Source organism: Mesorhizobium sp. f-mel, assembly GCF_053850215.1.
This window is the reverse complement of sequence record NZ_JBSPTO010000003.1, coordinates 39615-60965: the sequence shown is the minus strand read 5'-3', so window position 1 is coordinate 60965 and position 21351 is coordinate 39615. Positions and strand designations below refer to the sequence as shown.

At 60.5% G+C, this 21351-nt stretch carries 14 protein-coding genes and 1 pseudogene; 4 read left to right on the top strand and 11 right to left on the bottom strand.

Annotation, left to right across the window (positions count from 1 at the left end):
* Positions 1 to 15: 15 nt before the first annotated feature.
* From ACWUKX_RS06470 to ACWUKX_RS06440, 7 genes are all read right to left on the bottom strand, one after another.
* A complete protein-coding gene (locus ACWUKX_RS06470) occupies positions 16 to 1005 on the bottom strand; it encodes an ABC transporter permease (RefSeq protein ID WP_456005017.1) in 990 nt (329 codons plus the stop codon).
* Between the two features lie 19 nt (positions 1006 to 1024).
* Positions 1025 to 2566, bottom strand: coding sequence for a sugar ABC transporter ATP-binding protein (locus ACWUKX_RS06465; RefSeq protein ID WP_456005015.1), 1542 nt, complete (start codon positions 2564 to 2566; stop codon positions 1025 to 1027).
* Positions 2567 to 2674: 108 nt separating this feature from the next.
* Positions 2675 to 3706: a substrate-binding domain-containing protein gene (locus ACWUKX_RS06460; protein ID WP_456005013.1), complete on the bottom strand. Its 1032-nt coding sequence runs from the start codon at positions 3704 to 3706 to the stop codon at positions 2675 to 2677.
* A gap of 351 nt (positions 3707 to 4057) precedes the next feature.
* A complete protein-coding gene (locus tag ACWUKX_RS06455) occupies positions 4058 to 5152 on the bottom strand; it encodes a LacI family DNA-binding transcriptional regulator (RefSeq protein WP_456005011.1) in 1095 nt (364 codons plus the stop codon).
* Positions 5153 to 5262: 110 nt separating this feature from the next.
* Positions 5263 to 6792, bottom strand: a complete 1530-nt coding sequence (locus ACWUKX_RS06450; protein ID WP_456005009.1) for an amino acid ABC transporter permease/ATP-binding protein — start codon at positions 6790 to 6792, stop codon at positions 5263 to 5265.
* A gap of 76 nt (positions 6793 to 6868) precedes the next feature.
* Complete coding sequence (locus tag ACWUKX_RS06445) at positions 6869 to 7705, bottom strand: ABC transporter substrate-binding protein (protein WP_456005007.1); 837 nt, start codon at positions 7703 to 7705, stop codon at positions 6869 to 6871.
* A gap of 163 nt (positions 7706 to 7868) precedes the next feature.
* Positions 7869 to 8735: a PfkB family carbohydrate kinase gene (locus ACWUKX_RS06440; protein ID WP_456005005.1), complete on the bottom strand. Its 867-nt coding sequence runs from the start codon at positions 8733 to 8735 to the stop codon at positions 7869 to 7871.
* Positions 8736 to 8835: 100 nt separating this feature from the next.
* Here ACWUKX_RS06440 and ACWUKX_RS06435 point away from each other — a divergent pair, with 100 nt between their 5' ends.
* Both ACWUKX_RS06435 and ACWUKX_RS06430 read left to right on the top strand, forming a co-directional pair.
* A complete protein-coding gene (locus ACWUKX_RS06435) occupies positions 8836 to 9837 on the top strand; it encodes an SIS domain-containing protein (protein ID WP_456005003.1) in 1002 nt (333 codons plus the stop codon).
* Positions 9838 to 9900: 63 nt separating this feature from the next.
* Positions 9901 to 11028, top strand: a complete 1128-nt coding sequence (locus ACWUKX_RS06430) for an NAD(P)/FAD-dependent oxidoreductase (RefSeq protein WP_456005000.1) — start codon at positions 9901 to 9903, stop codon at positions 11026 to 11028.
* Positions 11029 to 11442: 414 nt separating this feature from the next.
* Here the strand turns inward: ACWUKX_RS06430 and ACWUKX_RS06425 are convergent, their stop codons facing one another.
* The 3 genes and pseudogenes from ACWUKX_RS06425 to ACWUKX_RS06415 all read right to left on the bottom strand — a co-directional run.
* Positions 11443 to 11709 (bottom strand): hypothetical protein, encoded by a 267-nt coding sequence (locus ACWUKX_RS06425; protein WP_456004998.1) that lies wholly within the window; start codon positions 11707 to 11709, stop codon positions 11443 to 11445.
* A 1364-nt stretch (positions 11710 to 13073) separates the two neighbouring features.
* Positions 13074 to 13322, bottom strand: a complete 249-nt coding sequence (locus ACWUKX_RS06420; protein ID WP_432612796.1) for a BBE domain-containing protein — start codon at positions 13320 to 13322, stop codon at positions 13074 to 13076.
* Between the two features lie 621 nt (positions 13323 to 13943).
* Positions 13944 to 14351, bottom strand: a pseudogene (locus tag ACWUKX_RS06415) (FAD-binding oxidoreductase); the annotation flags it as partial.
* A 556-nt stretch (positions 14352 to 14907) separates the two neighbouring features.
* Here ACWUKX_RS06415 and ACWUKX_RS06410 point away from each other — a divergent pair.
* Together ACWUKX_RS06410 and ACWUKX_RS06405 are read left to right on the top strand one after the other, a co-directional pair.
* Positions 14908 to 18597: a PAS-domain containing protein gene (locus ACWUKX_RS06410; RefSeq protein ID WP_456004995.1), complete on the top strand. Its 3690-nt coding sequence runs from the start codon at positions 14908 to 14910 to the stop codon at positions 18595 to 18597.
* Between the two features lie 69 nt (positions 18598 to 18666).
* On the top strand, positions 18667 to 19377 hold the full coding sequence (locus tag ACWUKX_RS06405) for a response regulator (protein ID WP_456004993.1): 711 nt from the start codon (positions 18667 to 18669) through the stop codon (positions 19375 to 19377).
* 263 nt (positions 19378 to 19640) lie between these two features.
* Here ACWUKX_RS06405 and ACWUKX_RS06400 read toward each other — a convergent pair whose 3' ends face one another.
* Positions 19641 to 21347: a tetratricopeptide repeat protein gene (locus ACWUKX_RS06400; protein WP_456004990.1), complete on the bottom strand. Its 1707-nt coding sequence runs from the start codon at positions 21345 to 21347 to the stop codon at positions 19641 to 19643.
* Positions 21348 to 21351 lie beyond the last annotated feature (4 nt).

Sequence of the window (21351 nt, the reverse complement as noted above, 5' to 3'; positions counted from 1 at the left end):
CTCTCGCGCTGCTGCTCAGGATTTCCTGCGATGCAGGAAGTGGTCGATCGATACTGCCGCGAGCAGGATGCATCCCTTGATCATGTCCTGCCAATAGACGGAGACGTCGAGCAGGATCAGCGAACTTGTGACGACCGAGAGCAGCGCCATGCCCAGTATGGCGCCGAAGATGGTGCCCGAGCCGCCATTGAGCGATGCCCCGCCAATCACCGCCGCGGCGATGATGTTGAGCTCCATGCCAGCGCCGAAGGTCGGGGTCGCAGCGCCAAAGCGCGACATGTAGATGACGCCGGCAAAGCCCGCCAGGGTCGAGCAGAGAACCGTGACCCAGAATTTAACCTGCTTGGTCTTGATGCCCGAAAATTGGGCCGCCTTCTCGTTGCTGCCGGTATAGAAGACCTTGCGGAAGGCGGTGGCACGCCGAAGCAGGAAATCGAAGATGGCTACGACCACAACAAAGATGACGATGACATAAGGCACATTGCCGAAGCTGCCCTGGCCGATCGCTTTGAACCCCGGCGGCAGGGTGAACAGCGACAGCGGGGTTCCCTTGGTGATGACAAGGCAAAGACCGCGCACGATCACCATCGCTGCCAGCGATGTGATGAAGTGATTGAGTCCGATGACGGTCACGAAGAAGCCCATCGCCGCGCCGATCAGCGCGCTGGCGCCTATCCCGATTAGGCTCGCGGCCCACGGGTCCAGACCCATCAGGAAGAGAGCGCCTGACACGACCATGGAGAAGCAGACCACCGACCCGACGGACAGGTCGATGCCGCCGACAATGAGAAGTATCGTCATGCCGACCACGACGATGCCTTCGATGGAGAAGCTCATCAGCATGGCGCGGAAATTTCCCCAAGTCAGGAAATGCGGCGAAGCGAATGTCATGGCGATGCACAGCGCCAGCATGATTGCGATCAGCCCCGCCTCGCGCATTGACCCAAGACGCAGCCAGTTGCGCCCGCCAAGCCCGGGGGCGCTCGCCTTGAGTTCAGCGTCCATGAGGGTTCCTCCGGTCTGTCTAAGCGACATTCTGAACCTGCCTTGCATTTGATCGTTGCTGCCGGAGACCCGAAGCCAGCAGCATGATTGCCTCTTCGGTCAATTCGTCCGCCCCCAGTTCGCCGGCGATGGCACCTTCGTGTATGACAAGCACCCGGTCGCTGAGCCCGATCAATTCCGGAAGCTCGGATGAAATCACGATGACGCCGACGCCCCGCTCGGCGAGATCGCGAAGCAGGCGATGAATTTCAACTTTGGCGCCGACATCGACCCCGCGTGTGGGCTCGTCCAGAATGACCACTTTGGGGCCGACCGACAGAAGCCTGGCGATGGCGACCTTCTGCTGATTGCCACCGCTGAGCGTCGACACCTGTGTCTCGATGCCGCCCATGCGCACTCCGTGGCGTTCGACCAGGTCGGTGGCTTGCTTTGCCTCGGCGCGGCGATCGAGCAGCCCAAGCAGTGTGGTCAGTTTCCGAAGGTCCAGTGCGGAGATATTAGATGCAACCGACAGGTCCAGGAACAGGCCCGACGCCTTGCGGTCCTCTGAGAGGTAGACCAGGCCTGCGCGCACGGCATCGCTATAGGTCCTGATGCTGACCGGCTCGCCATTGAGTTCGACCGATCCCGACACCTTCGGGCGCAAGCCGCAAACGGTCTGGACCATCTCGCTGCGGCCGGCGCCAATCAACCCGCCGATGCCAAGAATTTCGCCTGCACGAAGCGTGAAGCTGACGCCCTCGGAACCCTCTCGATAGGAGAGATTCCCGACCGACAGCACAGGGCGGTCGGTACGCCGTTCAGGCGAGAGCTTTTGCGGATAGAGCTGCGTGATTTCGCGCCCGACCATCTTGCGCACGACATCATTGGGAATGACCGAAGCGATAGAATCGGTCGCGACATATCTGCCGTCACGAAACACCGTGACGCGGTCGCACAGGCTGAAGATCTCGGCCATGCGGTGGCTGATGTAGATAATTGAAATTCCGCGCGCCCTGAGATCGCGGACGATGGCGAAAAGGCGCTGGGCTTCTATTTCGGTCAGCGCGGCCGTCGGCTCGTCGAGCATCAGCACCCGGCATTCGAGCGTCAGCGCCTTGGCTATTTCTACAAGTTGCTGGTTGGAAATCGAAAGGTCGGCGACCGGCGTCTCGACCGGGATCGGCGCCAGCAGGTCCATTATCTTCTGCGCATCAATGTAGAGCCGGCGAAAATTCATCAGCGGCGCGCGCCGATTGTTGATGGCCGCCATGAGGATATTCTCGGCGACCGTAGCATCCTGGCAGAGCGCGATTTCCTGATGGACGAGGCCTATGCCAAGCCGCTGCGCGGCGGATGGTGATGCAATGGTGACGTCCTTGCCTTCGAGACGAATGGCGCCTTCGTCGGGTTGCACAATGCCGGCGATGATATTCATCAGCGTGGACTTGCCCGCGCCATTCTCGCCGCACAGCGCGTGAATTTCGCCCCGCTGCAGCGTGAAATCGACCCCGGTCAGCGCTTTGATGGCGCCGAAAGATTTCGATATGTCGCGGATTTCAAGAATGGCGGCGGCAGTCACTCCGTCCCCCTGCAGCGTTGAAGTTGACGGTTGGGTCGACGGGGCGCGAGCGCGCCCCGTCCCGGATCGAGCATCTTCGAAGAGCCCCGAAGAGATAACGGTGAGCCCTTATTCCTCGATGCCCTTGGTGCCGCGCCGCTTGAGGTAGGCACCCCAATAGAAATCGTCGGCATTTTCCGCAGTGACGATGGAAAAGCCATTGTCGACGAAAGGCACGCTCATGCCATTGAATCCCGACCGCCGGGCGTCGTTCATCGGATCGATCAGCTCAGGATGCTTGGCCAGCCACAGCAGCATGAACCCCATATAGCCCTGCATGCCCTGGTTCGGGTTGACTGAGCCAAAAATTTCGCCGGCCTTGATCATATCGAGGATCTTGGCGTTGACGTCGGCCAGCATAACTCGGATCTTGCCGCCGCCTTCCTTCGCGGCCTGAGCGGCGCCGATTGCCGAGTTAGCTTCCGGCATGAACACCGCGCCCAGTTCGGGATGCGCCTGCGCGAGGCTGAGCACGGCCTGATAGGCCTTCGTCGCATCCTGGTTCGACGCCGCGCGGCCGACAAGCTTCATATCCGGCCATTTGGCTTCCATGCGGGCGATGAAGGCGGCGATGCGCTTGTCGTGATTGTCCTGTCCAGGGTTTTCGAGGACCGCGTATTCGCCCTTGCCGTCCATCGCCTTGGCGACTGCATCGGCGGCATAAGTGCCTTCGGCGACGTTGTCGGAGGTGATGTAGGATACTCGTTTGGAGTTGGGCGAATCTGCGGCGAATGTGACCACTGCCGTTCCTTGGTCTATGGCCCGGTTGATTGGCTCGATGAACGGATCGGAGTTCATCGGATGCACCAGGATGCCAGCCGGCTTCTGAGCCAGCGCCTGGTCGAATGTCGCTATCTGCTTGTTCACATCGTATTCGGGCGTTCCGGTGTATTCGGTCTCGCAACCGAACTGCTGTCCAGCCTGCTTGAACATCTCGTAGACCGGGAACCAATATTCGACGCCGGAAACCATGACGTTCATGACGTATTTTTCACCCGGATCGCACTTGAACGGGTTAGCGGCCTGAGCCGCGGCGTGGCCTGCCCCCAATACTGTGGTGGCTGCTGCCGAAATGGCGAGCATGCTCAAAAATTTGCGCAAGAGTCCTCCCTCGGCCGAAGCCTGGTCAGTTGGGCGGCCTGACACTACGTGCCGCCGCTTGTGGTTGATGAGACCGAACCTCCTCCCGAGGCCCAGCAGTCGATCATTCGCAGGAGTTGGCTCGCCTGTCAATAAAATTCACGTACAGAAATATATTTCACACCCAGCACCGATGGGGCCGCCAGTGTTGGTGAACGAACGAACCGGGCAAGCTCCAGTTCAGCGGCTTCAAAATGATCTGCCGATGTTTTCCAGAATGACGTACGACCGTTTTAGGTCAACGCAGCCACGGCTAAAATATCAGGGACGCACCTGCTTCACCTCAGAGACCGCAGATCATCCAGCCCGCAGTTAGACATGCACGGCAATGGAATTGCGCTCCACGATCTGGGCCGCCAGGACACGGTGGTCGAAAGGTAAGGTGGCCTCCACCAGCCTCTTCAAGAGAAGCTCCGCTGCCGCCGCTCCAATCAAATGCGCTGGCTGCGCGATGGCTGTGATACCTTGGGCCACGAACTGCATCCAGTCGAGATCGTCGAAGCAAAGCAGCGAAACGTCTCCTGGAATCGCAAGCTTCAGTGCGGAAGTCGCCTCCAGAACGCCTGTCGACATCACACCGTCGGCGGTAAATAGAGCGGACGGCGCATTGCGCATCGTCAGCAGATCGAGCGCCTCCTTGCGGGCTGCTTCGCTAGAATAGACCGCCACGCGGCGGATCAATTGCAGATCCGGCTCGATACCTGCGGCACGATGAGCTTCCAGATAACCCAACAGCCGTTGCCAGCTTGGATGGTGGTAGCGAACGTCGGCGCTGGAGAGATCAACGTTCGCCACAAACGAGCCGACATCATCGCGCTGGCCCGGACCTAGTTCGGCCAGTATGCCGATGCGGCTGTGTCCGGCCTCGATCATCGCAGCGATGCTGCTGCGCGTCACAGACACGTTGTCGACCACCACAGAATCGGTTTCCAGGCCCGCGACGACGCGGTCGAACTGCACCACGGGACAGCGGGCCGCGACTGCCTCACGAAGATGATCCGGCTCATCCACGAAGGTCGACGAGACGATCAATCCGTCGACCTGCTTTTCCAGCAGCAGTTGCACCGCCTCTCGCTCGAGTTCGGCATTTTCGTCACTATTCGTAACGATAACCCCGAAGCCGCCACGGCGCGCGACATCCCCTACACCGCGCAGCACGCTCGCGTAGAATGGGCTTTCGATATCGCCGACTACAACTCCGATAGTCTGCGTCTTTCCGGTGATCAGACCTTTTGCCAGGCGATTGGGGCGATAGCCCAGCGCAGCTGCGGCGGCGCGCACCTTCTCCTGAACCTCGGGGCTGCTGTAGCCGTAGTCACCAAGCACACGCCCCGCCGTGGCGGAGCTGACCCCGGCCCGGCGAGCGACCTCTATGATGGTTGCGTTTTTCGACGATCTTTGAATCACTCAGCAAACCCCGCCGCCCATTCGTGCGTCGTAAAGACGAGCTAGTGGCAGTTAGGCCCATCCCGCAAGCCCGAACACCGCAGCACTCGCCGTTGCACACACCATTGCAATCACAGCACCTCAGACAGAAAGCGCCGAAGACGTGGGCTTTGTGGATTGTCGAAAAGGTCCTCTGGTCGCCCTGCCTCGACAATCCGCCCCTCGTCCATGAATACGACCTGGTTTGCAACCTTGCGAGCGAAGTTCATCTCGTGCGTAACGACCACCATCGTCATCCCGCCCCGTCCGAGGTCGGCCATCAAGTTCAGGACACCCTTCACCAATTCCGGATCGAGGGCACTGGTGACTTCGTCGAACAGCATAATCTCGGGTTCAAGGGCCAGGGCGCGCGCGATGGCCACCCGCTGCTGTTGGCCGCCCGAAAGATTTGCCGGCCGATGGTCTTTGCGCTCCAGGAGCCCGACTTCATGCAGCCTCGCTAAGGCCGCGCGCTCAGCATCCTGGCGTGACATGCCTTTTACCTTGCGCAGCGCCAGGGTGATGTTGGCGAGCGCACTGCGGTCGGGGAACAAGTTGAATTGCTGGAAAACCATGCCGACACGCCGCCGGAGTTGGTCAGGGGTCTGCTTGTAGATGCTTTCACCATCGAGCAGGATGTCTCCGGCTCGACACTCGACGAGGCGGTTGAGGCAACGCAGCAAGGTCGACTTGCCCGAGCCGGATGGCCCGATCAGGCAGGTGACCGTCCCGGGCTCCACTTTCAGACTGACGTCATGGAGCACCTGGACGGCACCGTAGGCCATGTCGATATTCTTGACCTCAATGCTGCCGCCCTTGAAGCGTGTGGGCGCGGCTGCGGGCGACTTCCCTGCGCCTGGCACGCCGGCTTCCGCAAGCTCGGCGACTTCCTTGAGGCCGCTCTGCACGCCGGTGATACGCTTGCCGACGCGCATGCGCGCGTCGATGTAGTTGACGAGGTGGGTTAGCGGCACCGTGATCACGAGGTAGAACACGCCGGCCAGCAAGAGCGGTGACAGGTTGCCGGTCAGCACGGCCTGATCTTGGCCGACGCGGAACAGTTCGCGTTCGGAGGCGAGCAGGCCAAGGAAATAGACCAGGCTGGAGTCCTTGACGTTGCCGATGAACTGGTTGACCAGTGCCGGCAGGACGCGGCGGATGCCTTGCGGGATCACCACCAGGCGCATGCCCTGGCCATACGTCATTCCGAGAGTGCGGGTGGCGTCGATCTGACCACGCTCGACGCTCTGAATGCCGGCGCGGAAAATTTCTCCGATGTAGGCGCCGGCAATAAGGCTGAGTGCCAGAATGCCCAGCGGATAAGGCGATGGACCGAACAGGTCCCGGCCCAACCGCGCGAAGCCTTGGCCAATGATCAGAATAGTGACAATGGCGGGAAGCCCACGGAAGATATCGGTGTAGACCCGCGCGAGGAGTTTCAGCGGCCGGTTCTCGGAAATCCCCATCACGGCGAGAACGATACCGATCAGCGTCCCGAAAAACGTCGAGGCGACGGCCAGGATGAGGGTGTTCTTGAGGCCGACCATCACCATGTTTGGCAGAACTTCTGCCATCGCCTGGAAATCAAGGAAGCTGCGGGCGAAGGTATCGAACCAGCTCATATCAAGTCCATCTGTAACTCGGCCGGGCACCGCTGCTCACGGGCCCGGCCGGAAAACACAGCGAAGTCGCTCGAATTCACTTCTTGGGCAGATATTGATCTGGCATTGGGGTGCCCGCGAACCATTTTTCGTGCAGCCGTTTCCAAGTGCCATCGTCCATGGCCTCGCGCAGTGCCTTGTTCAGTGCCTCGCGGAAGGCATCGTTGCCTTTCTTGACAACGAACCCGGCTGGCGCATCGAAGGACGGCACGTTCATTGTTATCTTCAGGTTCTTATAGCGTTCTACATACTGCTTGGCCGACTCATAGTCGGTAAAATGGCCATCGATCGTCCCGTTGTTCAGCGCCGCCACCGCGGTGTTGTTGTCGGGGAACTTGACGATGTCGCCCTTCAGATTCTTCTCGGCATAGATTTCCTGCAGCGTTCCCTGGATCACGCCGATGCGCTTTCCGGCGGTGCTCTCATTGCTCGTCAGAGCTGGATCAGCCGAAATGATCGAAAGGTAGCCCGCGAGATAGCCGTCGCCAAAATCCACGGTCTTTTTGCGCTCCGCGGTCGTGCCAATGGCGGCGACAGCGACGTCGAAGCGGCCGTTGGCAACGGATGGCAGCAGCGCCGAGAATTCCTGGCCGGTGAAGACGACCTGCTCCTCCTTGAACCCGAGCCGGCCCGCCACGTCGCGGAAGAGTTCAGCGTCGAAGCCCGTGAAGTTACCGTTGGCGTCGGTGAAGACGTAGGGTTTCGCATCGCCCATGGTTCCGACGCTGATCACCGTCGGGTCGATGAGGTTGTAGGGGTTGTCGGCCGCTTTTGCCTGCGTTGACGAGGCCAATGTGCTAAATCCTGTCACCAACGCGATAGTCAGCGCCAGACCGCATTTCGCCAGTTGGCGCCTGCTTGAACTCGTTTGCATGTCTTCTCCTCTTACGATTGGCCGAACCCGGCCCTTGCGATCCCACTCGACGTCTCATCCATCAAAACGCTCTTTGGTGGCGTTCAGTTAGAGGAATGAGAACGTTATCACTTCATCTAGCATTGTCCGTTTCTCGCGTCAATTGTTCCGGAGAATTTCGCAGCTAGACGGTTTTCCCGTCTTGAACGTGACCCGCTCCGCGGAGGATCTCCGGCGTCATCTTCCCTATATCTATTGCTAACGCATGGCCGATCGCCCCGTAGTACTGGCAGGTAGCGGCCGCCGCCTCAGCGGCATGGCGGAGAATGTCCTGAGGCGCCTCTTCGTTAAGCAGGCCGAATAGCGTTCTGGCGATGAAGGTGTCGCCCGCGCCCAGGGTGTCGACGGGTTCGACCAGCCGCGCCGGGGTGTGGTAGGAGACTGAGTCTGCGTGAAGCACCGCGCCGGCTCGACCGCGAGTCACCAAAACCCACTTTGAACCACATGCAAGCAGTTCGGATGCGATTACGGCCAATTCCTTGTCATCGAGACCATCCGCTGAGACGGAAGCCAGATAGCAATAGGGTCCAACCTCGCGCCGGTGTTCCGGCTCCCGCCGCGTGGAAAAATCGTAAGACAACAGTGACTTACTCGAAACTGCGGCAATCCACGGGTCTAACCCGCTGGATTGGCCGATGTGGACGGCCTGAAAGCCTGAGAGAAAATCCAGATCTTCTTGCGTCGGCGTGAACGTTGAGACGCCGAGATCGAAATCCAGGAAAATCCGATCGGCGTTTCGGTGACCTATGAGGCAGTAAGCGGTCGACCCTTCGAGGCGCCGCAATCGGGTGAGGTCTACACGCTCCGACGCCAGTGCTGTGTGGATCAAGTCCCCGGCCCGGTCTTTGCCGATCGCTCCCACATAGGCCGACTGCCCGCCGAAGCGGCTCACATAGACCGAGACATTGAGGCAGTTTCCGCCAGGATACATCTCGCCGCGAGCAAGATAGCAATCGACCACGTTATCGCCCATCGCGGCAATCTTGACCATTACAGGACTTTCAGCTTAAAAGGATGTGATAACGTTCACATAATGGCGGTTATCTGTCAATTGTGCGCCGGCCCAAGCTCTGTCAACCACAAGGAAGCTCATGATTTCCGCCCTGCCCGCCGACGTAGAACGCGCTCTGAACGCTGCGGCGGGCAGGCAGTTTTCACACCTCTTTCTCGTGGCGTGCGGCGGCTCGCTCTCGATCATGATGGCAGGCAAATACTTCCTGGACCGCCACAATGGCACATTCGCCTGCGACATCTACAACGCGGATGAGTTCGTCTGCCGAGATCCGAAGCGGTTGGGACCTGACACGCTCGTTGTTCTTTGCTCGCAGACAGGAACCACCAAGGAGACCGTGCGGGCGGCCAATCACGCAAAAGACCGAGGCGCAACGACAATCGGCATGACGCTCGACCATACATCGCCCCTCGCGCGGGCGGTTGACCACCCGATTGCCTACCAGGCCTCGTACACGACGGGCAAGGCAACCGATGCTGCCTACAGCAATTACGGCGTGCTCTACATGTTGCTCGCCGGTCTGATCGATGCTCGGGAGGACGGCGGGCTAACCGACGACCTGCTGATCTCCCTGAGCCATCTTCAACCGGCCATCGAGCGCGCGCACCGGACCTACGCTGACCGGTTCGAGACCTTCGCCCCTCGCTTCGCACATCGAGAGGCAATCTACACACTGGCCAGCGGTGCCAGCTACGGTGCGGCCTATTCCTACGCCATCTGCGTGCTCATGGAAATGCAGTGGTACGACTCGCAGGCAATACACGCGAACGAGTTCTTTCATGGCCCATTCGAAGTGGTGGATAGGGATGCTTGCTTCATTGTCTTGCTGGGTTTGGACGAAACGCGGAGCCTTTCCCAACGCGCCCGCGATTTCCTTTTCAAGTACGGCAGCCGGGAAAACATCCTGGTGCTCGATGGAGCCGAACTCGACCTCAGCGGTATGTCCGAACACATCAAACCCTATCTCGTGCCTTTGGTCTTCTTCGACACTCTCTGGCGTTTTGCCTACAAGCTGGCCGGTCTGCGCGATCGGCCGATGCTCGAGGGCCGGCGCTACATGAAGAAGCTGTCGGACTATTAGTTCCGCCGCGCTTTGTAGCGATCTCACACTCCCAGCCCATCTTCTGCGTAGAAGGACTTCTCTATGACTGCATCCCGAAAGCCGCGCCATGTCGTCGTTGTCGGCGCAGGCATCTTTGGCACCTCAACTGCGCTGCACCTCGCCCGCCTCGGCTTTGATGTGACCATCGTCAACGACGGCGCGCCGTCCAACGGTGCATCCGGCCGTTCACTTTCCTGGCTGAACTCAGCGCGACGCGCGGACACTGCCTATCACCGCTTGAGGCTTGCAGGCGTCGACCGTTATCGGACCCTGGCCGCCACCAGGCCGGAAACCGCGTCCTGGCTTCGCTTTGACGGCGGCCTCACCTGGGATTCGGATGATGGGGCGAACCAGATCGCGTCCATCTGGCAGCTGGAGCAGGATATTGGTTATGACGCGCTTCTGCTCGCCCCTGCCGAAGTTGGCGCAGTGACGCCCGGGGTCAATGCCAGTGCAGTCACCCCGCAGGGCGCCATCTTCAATCCTGGCGAAGGATGGGTTGACCTGCCCTCTTTGATCGATCTGCTGCTCAATGAATTCCGCTCGCGCGGCGGCAAGCTTGTTCAGGACGCTGGACGCGTGCGGATAGTTGCCACAGGTGGTCGCGCACGTGGCGTCGTCACTGCTGGCGGTGCGGCGGTCGAGGCGGATGCAGTGGTCCTTGCCGTTGGGTCAGCGACGCCTTCCATGCTTGCGGAGATCGGAGTCCATGTCCCCGACGCCACGCCGATTTCACTTCTCTTGAAGACCAAGCCGATCAAGACCGACCTCCGTGCCGTGCTGAACACGCCGCGCGTGGCGGTGCGCCCGACGCCGGATGGCGCGCTTGTTTTGGACTCGGCATGGTCGGAGGAAGAAGTCGTGGTCAACTCGGACGACACCTACACGGTGCACGGCAAGACGGTCAAAGGACTGCTCGACGAAGCTACCGCCGTGCTCGACGGCAATCCGCGGCTCCAACTCGCAACCTACGCCGTTGGCCCGAAGCCTATCCCCGGCGATGGCGAGCCGGTGCTTGGCTCCGTCGAGACCGTCGCCGATCTTCACGTCGCCTTTAGCCACAGCGGCGCCACGCTTGGACTGATCGTCGGCGAATTGCTAGCCAAAGAAATCGCCTCCGGCAATCCGCACCCCATGCTTGCAACCTTCCGCGCTAATCGTTTCGGCTGAAAGGGCAATCGCGGCCGAGATCGAACTGTCCAGATGAGTCGCGGTGGCATTGCCCAGATTACCGCCTTCGGAAGTTGATCCGCGCGTCTGACTAGGATAACATGACAGTAGTTTAGTTTTAGCCGCGGCCGCAGCAAGGCTGGCCCTTCACGCGCGGCGCCATCAAAACCTTTGAAACTCAGCACAGCTTGGCGTGCTTACTCAGGACTGGGGCGCGGCTCCGGACTGACGACGCAGATCTCAAAGCTGAAGCCGAGGGGAGTTCTACTGAAACGCACCCGATCGGCTGCGCAACGCCAACCAGCTGATGCCCGATCGGGTGCTCCGGTCGAAGCCGCCGCCATCGCTTTCCAAGCGGCGGGCGCGCCCGCCGCTTGGAGGTCTAATCTCGACCGTGCCGGCCGAACGCTGGTATCAGCGGCCCCAGATCCCCTGGCCATAACCGGGCCCGGGAATATCGAAGATCGAATTTCCTCCCGAGGTCGGTGCACTGTCGGCCGTGTTGACACTCGCTGTGCCGCTCAGGTCGACCGCGTAGCCGTTGTCGGACACCATCGAATGGTGACCGCTGTTCGGATAACCGGAGCCGTGGCTGTAATCGGAGCCATAGTGGTCGCTGCCGGCAAAGGCCATGCCGGAGGCAATCAGGAAGGTGGCAGTGGCAAGAACGATCTTAAGCATTTCAATTCTCCATCTTTGAGGGTTAGCATTTGGCCTCAACGCGCCGTGCCCCGCACCGCATCGATGAGCCGTCTTTCATGCCCTTTGGGCAAACCGACCAACCGCTATCCTTCTGGATTTGCGGCAGCAGGTTGTTCAGCGCACGGTTTGTCTTGTTACGTTCGTGCGCTGTTCGGAGGGCTGCTTGATAGCAGCCGAGATCATCACCATTCGGCGGCGTCAACGCGGCCTGTATGAATGGCGGCTGTTCCCGATCAGCCGTCGCGTGGTGGGGTTGACGCCTGCCTCTTGTCGATCATGGCGTTGTAAGAGCCGGCGAGCCCCTTCATGGGCCGGATGGTTTTGGTCAATAAGGCTCGCGCGGAGCCGGTCGGGGAAATCGTACGAAGTAACTGGCTTATGCATTTTGAACCTCAGGTTTCGGAGCAAGACGCGTCGACACCTCGACAAGACTAGATGTTCGTCCAGGGCGCTGGATATTTGTGTCTTGCCCGTCGAATCTGCCGCATCTGCGGTTCTTATTGTCATACATCGCTTTCGTTTCAGGCGTTTTTCTGTAATGCGGTAGGAGTGTTTCGTTTGTTTCAGGGGCGCGCGACGTGGCGGGCCGCATTTTGTGGATGGTTGTGGTCCGAGTCGTTTGCTCCGGATCCAGAAAGGATCAAGTCGACAAGGGTTGCGAACACTCTAGCGCGTAGCCGAGCGGCCCGGAAGGAATGGAATGCCGCCCGCAATCTCGCGGAGTGTCCTTTCCGCGCCGTCCGATCGACACGTCCTGGCTCGGCGCTGCGCGGCCAGTGGTGATCCATATGGTCACCAATCCTGATCGAGAACAGCACGAGCGAAGGCAGGACCTGGATCGTAGGTTCAGACTGAATCCGGCGGAGGCTGACGTCGTCCTGGAAAATCTCAATGGCAACGGGCGCGACGCCGCTGCCCGGCTCGGCATCGCGGCCACACGGTCAGAGCGCATCTAAGGGATGTCTTCGAGAAGGCCGGCGTGCGCAGGCAGGCCGAACTCGTCCGGCTGCTGGAGGCGAGCGCGAGCTGACGAGCACTGATGGCGGTGATTTTTTTACTAACGCCAAAACTGCTCCTGCGAGGCCAACACGGCCTGCGTAGGTCTTGCCTGCGTCCTTTCACGACCTTCTCCTGGGAAAAGGAAGGTCTGGGTAGGTCAATATCCCGGCTATCCAGAACACATGCTGAATAACGGCTTTCCGGGAGCCGACCTTCAGCCGTCGCATATCGATCTCGTCGGAGATTCGACGAGAGTCTTCCTCGATGGGCGCGACACCGGCTTCCGCATGCCACAGGCCTGTCCGCCTCGGCGCGACCCAAGGACGGACAGGCTCAGCCTCGGCTTACGGCCGGATGTTGTGGTTGACGCGGAAGAGGTTCGCCGGATCGTATTTGCGCTTGACCGCGACGAGCCGCTCATAGTTGGCGCCGTAGGCGGCGCGTACGCGCGCTTCGCCTTCATCATCCATCATGAAGTTGATATAGGCGCCACCATGCGGGTTGTGCTTGTGCACCGCGGCCCAATACTCGCTTGCCCAGCGCCTCAGCTCCGGCGCCTTCGTCGGGTCGGGGTCGATGCCGGCGATAACCATGGACCAACGCGCTCGCCGCGCTCCCCAGGCGGTGGCGTCCGGAGCCACTTCCTGGACCGCTCCGTCGATCGGGTAGAGATGCATCAGCGACAGCTCGCTCGGGGTTTTGGAGCCGTGCTCGGCATGGGCAGCGATGGCCGCATCGGACAGCTCGTCGACATAATCGCCCTTCCAGTACCACTGCAAGCCCTTCGGCAGCAGCGGATCAAACAGCGCCTGCAGATCGACGAAGGGCATCTGCATCATACCGTCCATTAGAGGCTTGGGAAGCGCGTCGCGCACGGGCTGCATCGCTCGGATGCCGTCCTCCTCCGCGCCGTTGTAGCAACTGATTAGCGCGCAGATGCGCCTTCCCCAGATCTCGCGCGGGAAAGGGTCGCAGGAGGGCACCGTCTTGATGCCGAAGAACATCCCGAGCTCTCGTGGCGCTCCGGGCAGGAAGTCCCGGTACCAACGCATGATCTCTACGGCATGTGCGATGTCGAAGAAGATCGGCCCGGCATAGACATCCTTCGCCGGATGCGCCTGAAATGTGAAGCGCGTCACGACGCCGAAGTTGCCGCCGCCGCCGCGCAGCGCCCAGAACAGCTCCGGGTGTTCGTCCTCACTTGCCGTCACGACGCTGCCGTCGGCCAGCACGACCTCGGCCGCAAGCAGATTGTCGATGGTGAGGCCGTGTTTGCGCGTTAGATGGCCGGTGCCGCCGCCCAGCGTCAGTCCGGCAATGCCTGTGGTCGAGACGAGGCCCGCCGGCACCGCCAGCCCATGAGCGCGGGTGGCGCGGTCGACATCGCCTTGGGTGCAGCCGGCCTCGACGCGGACCGTGCGAGTCCTGGGATCGATATCGACCCGTTTCATCGGCGACATGTCGATGACCATTCCGCCGTCGCAACTGCCGAAGCCTGGACCGTTGTGGCCGCCGCCGCGAATGGCAAGAACCAAATGCTTCTCTCGGGCATGATTGACTGCCGCGACGACGTCGGCGACTTCGGCGCAGGGGACGATCCAGCGCGGCCGCTTGTCGATCATAGCGTTGTAGAGCCCGCGAGCCTCTTCATAGGCCGGATGGTTTTGGTCAATAAGGCTCGCGAGGAGCCGGTCGGGGAAATCGTACGAAGTAACAGGCTTATCCATATTGAACCCTCAGGTTTCAGAGCAAGACGCATCGACACTCGCCAAGACTAGATTGTTCCTCCTGGGCGCCGGACATTTGCGCTTCGCCGGTTGAATCTGCCGCTCTGCGGCTCTTCTTGTCATACACCGCCTTCGTTTCAGACGTTTTTCTGTGGCGCGGTTGGAGTGTTTCTTTTGTTTCAGCGCGCCCACGGGGATGACAGGCGGCATTTTGTGGCTGGTTATGGTCCGAGTCGTTAGCTCGAGCCGTGGTATCGGCCGTGCAATCCAGGCCATTCGTGTTTCGGCCGTTTTTCTGGACCAACGGATTGAGGTTCGTTTTCATGTCAGCGCTGGCGAAGATTCCCACGCGCCGAAACAGTTGATACAAATCACGCATCGTCTGAATGTGTGCTGAAACAAAGAGGGTCTAGTATCCGCCTCGGAGATCACGCGAATAAAGGGAACGATCATGCGGCCTGATAATCCGGCGCCATCCACACACACAGGCTATGCCCTTTTTGACGCCAACAATGTCCTCGTTGGTAGCAATCCGCAGATATTTGGAAGCCAGCAGCTCGATCGCGGCGAGATGCAGCCGATGGATGCCATTGCCGCAGTCGCCGAAGCCCTCTCACATCTAAAGAGTTTCGACGGCCGCCCCATCGAGCCGGGCAACGCGTTCGCCGAAAGCGCCGCTGCGCGATGGACGCAAATCGACAACCCTCCAGTTGAAGCTGAGACATTGGATGGCCGGTGGAAGTTGCTCACCGCACATCCTCGGCCGAATGGTGGCATGGCCCTGGTAAGCGTCGACATTACCGACATGAAGCGAGCGCAGATCGCGCACCGGGAAAACGCGGAGATATTCCGCTGCATCACGGACAGTCACCCGCTGCCCGTTTGGGTGGTGGACGCGGGAAGCGGGAAAATCGTCTACGAAAGCCTCGATGCGTCGAACCTGCTTGGCCGAAAATGGACCCCGAACGAGCCGCAATTCCTGACGGATCATTTCGTGAATACTGGCGAATTCGATGAAATCAGTTCTCTCGCCAGCAACAGCGAGATCGTGCGGGATCACGAAATCCAGCTTAGAAACACAAGCGGATCGACCGTCTGGTGCTCGACCAACTGCCGTCGCGGCGTTTATGACGGGCGCCCCTCGCTCATCATCGGCGTATTGGACATCACGGAACGTAAGCAGCGCGAGGATCTGTTCGGTTTCCTGATCAAACATCATCCGTTGCCGGTGTGGATGACCGACGCAAGTTCGGGGGAACTCATTTACCAGAGCAATGCTGCCGAACGGCTGCTTGGATGGAGCAAGAAGGCGCAACGCGAGACGGTGCGGCTCGGCGACTACTTTGTCGACCCCGAGAAACACCGGGAAATCAATCGGGAGCTCATGCAAAAGGGCGTCGTCGAAAATTGCGAGGTGCTTCTTAAACGACCCGACGGCCAAGAGTTCTGGGCCACGGGCAATCTCAGGATCGTCGAGTTCCAAGGCCGGCGAGTGGTTCTCGCCGGCATCGCCGATGTGACCAAGCAGAAGAAGCGTGATGGCGAAGTCGCTGCGGCGCGGGAGATGCTCGCTGACGCCGTTGAATCACTCTCCGAGGGATTCGCACTGTACGACGAAGATCACCGCCTGGTCATGTGCAACAGCCTTTACCGCGAGCTGAACCACCCGGTGCGGGATCTCGTTGAACCGGGCGTGGAATGGAACGAGCTCCTTCGCGAATCCGCCAAGCGCGGCGTGTACCGCAACGCGGTTGGGCGCGAGGACGAGTGGCTCGACGAGCGGATTCAAGCCCGGATCGAGTTCCACTCCCATTTCGAGGTCCCCCTCTCCGACGGCAAATGGCACTCGGTTTCGATACATCCCACCGATCTTGGCGGCTTCGTCGTAACGCGCGCCGACATCAGCGGGCGCAAAAAGGCCGAGGCTGCCGAGCGCGACGCGACGGCTCTGCTGCAAAAGGTGCTCGATGCCTGCCCTTCGCCGATACACATGACCACGTTCGAGGGAGAAACGCTCTACCGCAATCCTGCTACCAGAGATCTCTACGCCGATCGCCCTCGAATAACCGACCACTATGTCGATCCAGACTATAGCGCAATGTTGGAGCGCACCCTGATCGAAAAGGGCAGGATCGATGATTTTCGGGTCCAGCAGTACGACACGGAGAACAAGCCCTTCTGGGCTTCCGTTTCCGCTCGCCTGATCGATTTCCAGGGAAGGCAGGTGATCGTGTCGAACACGACGAATATCACCGACATGATCGCCGCCCAGCAAGAAACGCGCAAGGCAAACGAGCGGCTGATCGACGCGATCGAATCTCTCGCCGAAGGGTTTGCCCTCTACGACAAAAACGATTGCCTGGTGCTGGCCAACAGCAGGTACCGCCAGATGCATGCGATAAGCGCCGATGTGCTCGTTCCCGGGGTGAACTGGTTCGAGTTCCTCCGCGTGACCGCAGAGCGCAACCAGTTTCCAGTTCCACGGGACAAGATCGACGACTGGCTTGCCGAGAGGGCAAGGGACCGCCGCGAGTTCCGGCAACAGGAATTCCGTCATACGGACGGCGGTTGGTTTTTCGTCTCGAACTGTCCAACCCGCGAAGGCGGGTTCGTGGTCACCCGTGTCGACATTACAGAGCGCAAGCGGGCCGAGGAGGCCGCTAAGGAAGCGGATGAAATGGTCCGTAAAGTCCTCGAAGCCTGCCCCGTCAACATCCAGATGACCCGCGCGCATGACGGGAAGCTGCTCTACCGCAGTCCCGCCACCGTTGAGCTGCTCGGCAATGTGACCAGCGCCATCGACTACTATGTCGATCCTTCAGAGCGGGTGCGATACGTTGAGCGGCTGCTCGCGACGGGGTTGGTCGACGATTTCGAAACCCAGCTCAAACGCAAGGACGGTAGGATCTGCTGGTGCTCGATTTCGTCTCGACTGATCGATTATCACGGTGAGAAGGTGATCGTTTCCCACGCCTACGATCTCACCGACCGTATCGAAATGCAGCAGGAATTGGAGCGCCAGCGCGAGACGCTGCACCAGAACGAAAAAATGTCGGCGCTCGGCGGATTGCTGGCGGGGGTGGCGCATGAGCTCAATAATCCGCTCTCGGTGGTGCTTGGCCTGTCATCGCTGTTGAAGGAGACCGCAACCGACGCCAAGGTCGTGGAACGCGCCGACAAGATGAGTAAGGCAGCCGAACGTTGCGCCAGGATCGTCAAGACTTTCCTGGCTATGGCCAGACAGCAGCCGACGCGGACCTCAAATGTTGCGATCGATGACATTATTTCCGAAGCGGTGGAAGTGGCGAGCTATTCGATTCGATCGTCGGACATCGGGCTTTCAGTTCATCTTGAACCTGGTCTTCCCCCGATCTGGGCGGATCCCGATCAGCTTGGCCAGGTGCTGATCAATTTGCTTGTCAATGCAGAACAGGCGCTGCACGGCTGGGAAGGGCAACGGACAATCACGGTTTCAACGCAGCTTCATTCCAAGACCGGCAACATAGTCGTCAGCGTTGCCGACACGGGTCCGGGAATTCCCAAAGAGATACTTCCCCGCATTTTCGAGCCGTTCTTCACGACCAAAGAGATTGGGGCAGGGACTGGGATCGGGCTGTCCTTCTGTCATCGGATCGTTCAATCCCATGGAGGAACCATCGAGGTCGAATCTTCAGAGGGGGGTGGCTCGACCTTCATACTTTCGCTGCCTGCTTCGGACCGTATCGAGGAACGAGCCGAAACGGCCGAAGATGAGCTCCCGAATTCAACTGGTATTGCTTGTCTGGTGGTGGACGACGAAGAGGAAGTGGGTGAGCTGGTTGCTGAGGTGCTCAGGCGAGATGGTTTCAAGGTCACCATTGCCAGATCCGGCGAAGAAGCGCTGCTGCACCTCCAGAACCGCACTTTCGCGCTGATCCTCAGCGATCTGAAAATGCCGAACATGGATGGACGGGGATTGTTCAACCAGATTGCCAAGCTTCATCCGGCCGAGCTCGACAGGTTAGCCTTCCTGACGGGGGACACGATCAGCCCGGACGCGCAGATGTTCCTGCGCGCCGCGAAACGGCCCTATCTTGAGAAACCGATCAAACCTAACGAGCTCCGTTCGTTTGTCTCGAATCTGGTCAACAACAATACTTGACAGATCAGTGGATTTGCACGTCACTTCAGGGGCAGCTTATCCAATAGGCTAGTTGCTCGGTGGTCGATTTTGACGACGCACGCACACGTAGTGGTCTGCGATGACGAACCGGATATCCGCGACACGGTGGCGGAATATCTGGAGCATCATGGCTATGCCGTGACAACGGCCAACGCGGGGCCTGCCCTGCGCGAACTTATTAATAGCCAGCACGTCGATGTGGTCATATTGGATATCCGAATGCCAGGCGAGGACGGCCTCTCCCTGGCGCGATATCTACGAGAGCACTCAGGCGTTGCCATTATCATGCTGACCGGATCGGCGGAAATCGTCGACCGCGTTGTCGGATTGGAGATTGGCGCCGACGACTATGTCGCGAAGCCCGTGGACCTGCGGGAGCTGCTGGCACGGGTGAAGGCCGTGCTGCGCAGGACGTCGGCGAGCGAACGAGCTGCGGAGAAAGCGAGTACTCCGGTCTCTCACCAGGTCCAGTTCGGCAAGTGCCGCTTCGACCCGGACGAACACAAATTATACAACGCCGAGGGGGTCGAAATAGCGATCACCGCGATGGAATTCCGGCTTCTGAAAGTATTCAGCGAACATCGCGGACGAGTGCTCAACCGCGATCAACTGCTCGAACTCGCCCATGACCGCGGATGGGATCCCTTCGATCGTAGTATCGACATTCGCGTTTCGCGCCTGCGGAAGAAAATCGAGGTCGATCCCTCCAAGCCGGAGGTGATCAGGACGATCCGCGGCATGGGTTACCTCTACTCCTGAGCGCGCCGCACGCTGGACTAGCGCCTCATCCCTTGCGGTTGAGGTATTGCGACTTTGTGGTCCCAGGCGGAGGGCCCCGCTCGAACTACTGAGTTTCCGGAAACCAGCTGCGTTGCCCTGGGCTTCCACTATCACGTGAGGGCGCTGAGAGGCGTGCAGGCCAAGCCGGCCTTCTCGACACCTGGATTGTGTGCCGCAGCCGCCGGTTTGCGAGGCTGCGACACGTTTCCTGTGCCGACACGACGCCGGCACCTGAGCGCGGGTCAGAGCCGTTCGATGCCGAGAAAGTCCGGCGCTCCCACCCACGCGTCCTTGAAGTGCGCATCCATCGCGTCGGCGTCCGCTGTCCTGCCGGTCCTGCGGAACACCTCGCGCAGGCCCCACAGCGCCCAGGCGTTGTTCGGCGTCTGCTCCAGGACGTGCTCGAAGGCCGCCGCGGCCGCCTCGTGCTCGCCCATGGCGATGTAGACCGCGCCGAGGGTTTGTCGGACCGGATAATACCAGTACGCCGGTTCCATATAGGCAAGGCCGTCCTCGATCGCGACGGCCGCCTCAAGCTTATTGCGCGCTTCCCGCAGGTTGCCTTGGTGCTGGGCAATGCGGGCCCCCACGATCAGCGCGCTCAATTCCAGCAAATTCGGCGCCGGAAGTCCTCCCGCCGTCTCCGTGGAAAAGTCGGCCTCGGCAGCGAGCTTGCGGATTGCGGCGGTCTCGGCGCGCGCCGCCTCGCTCGCACCCTTTGCAGCGAAGGCGACGCCCCGTGCATATCGCCAGGTTGCCTCGACATAAGGCAGGGCGTTTGCCGGCAGCGGCAGCGCGAGTATGGCCTCGGGATCGCTGTACTGGGCGTGCGCGAAATAGGGAGCCGCCTTGATCGGCTGCAGCCCGGCCACCTTTCTGGCCATGGTGTCGGAGACCAGCGATTCGAGCTTTTTGGCCGCCTCGGCGATTGCCTCGACGTCGCCCGCCATCTGTGCGGAGGTCATCAGGAAATGCAGGTTGTGCGGATAATAGCCGTCAGTGTAGACGCCGGGCGTGCTCTCCGGCGCTATGCCGACGCGCTCGAAATAGGCCTCGTCCGCTGCCACTGCCTCGCGGTTGATCTCCAGACTGTCGATCCACCGGCCGACCTGATGATAGATGTGCGCTGGCATGTGCACGATGTGTCCGGCGCCGGGCATGAGGGCGGCAAGCCGGTCGGCATGGGCTTCGGCCCTTTCCGGCGTCGTGGACGCTTCGACGGCATGGATATAGAGATGGATCGCGCCGGCGTGGTCCGGATTGCGCGCCAGCACCCGCTCCAGTGAGGCCACAAGCTTGACCGTGTCCGGCTTTGGCGTTGCTCCGCCATCAAGCCAGTAGTCCCAGGGCATCAGGTTCATAAGCGCGTCAGCGTAGAGCGTGGCGATTTCGTCGTCCTGCGAATGGCGGTCTGCCAGTTCCGCCATCGCCGCGGCATAGGCCTGGTTCAGGACGCCCTGGTCGGCCGAAGTATCGGCGCTGTAGCGCTTGGAGAGCGCGGCGATGAGGTCCTTTTCCCGGTTGGTGGCAAGGTGCGCTACCTTGCGCGCCTGCGCGACAGCTTCGGCGGCGTTCGCGGCTGCCTCCCGGCCCATGCCGGCATTGATGTTGGGGCCGAGCACGTAAGCCTCGCCCCAGAAACACATGGCGCAGGCCGGGTCCAGCTTCTGGGCGGCCCTGAAAGCGCGCTGCGCCTCGGCGTGGTTGAACGCCCACGCCCAGCGCAGGCCCTGGTCGAAATAGGCCTGCGCCAGCGGGTTGGCGGTGGTGACAGGGTAGGAATGGCTGCCGAGGTTTTCGAACAGCGGGACGCTTGTCGAATCCTCTCCAACCGCCGCCGCCTTGGCCTGGCGGTGCGGAAGGCCCGAGTCATGGGCATTGGCGGCCGGCGCCAGAAGGGCGGCCAGGCTCGCACAGGCCAGTAGCGGGAGCCTAAATGAAAGCTTCATGGTT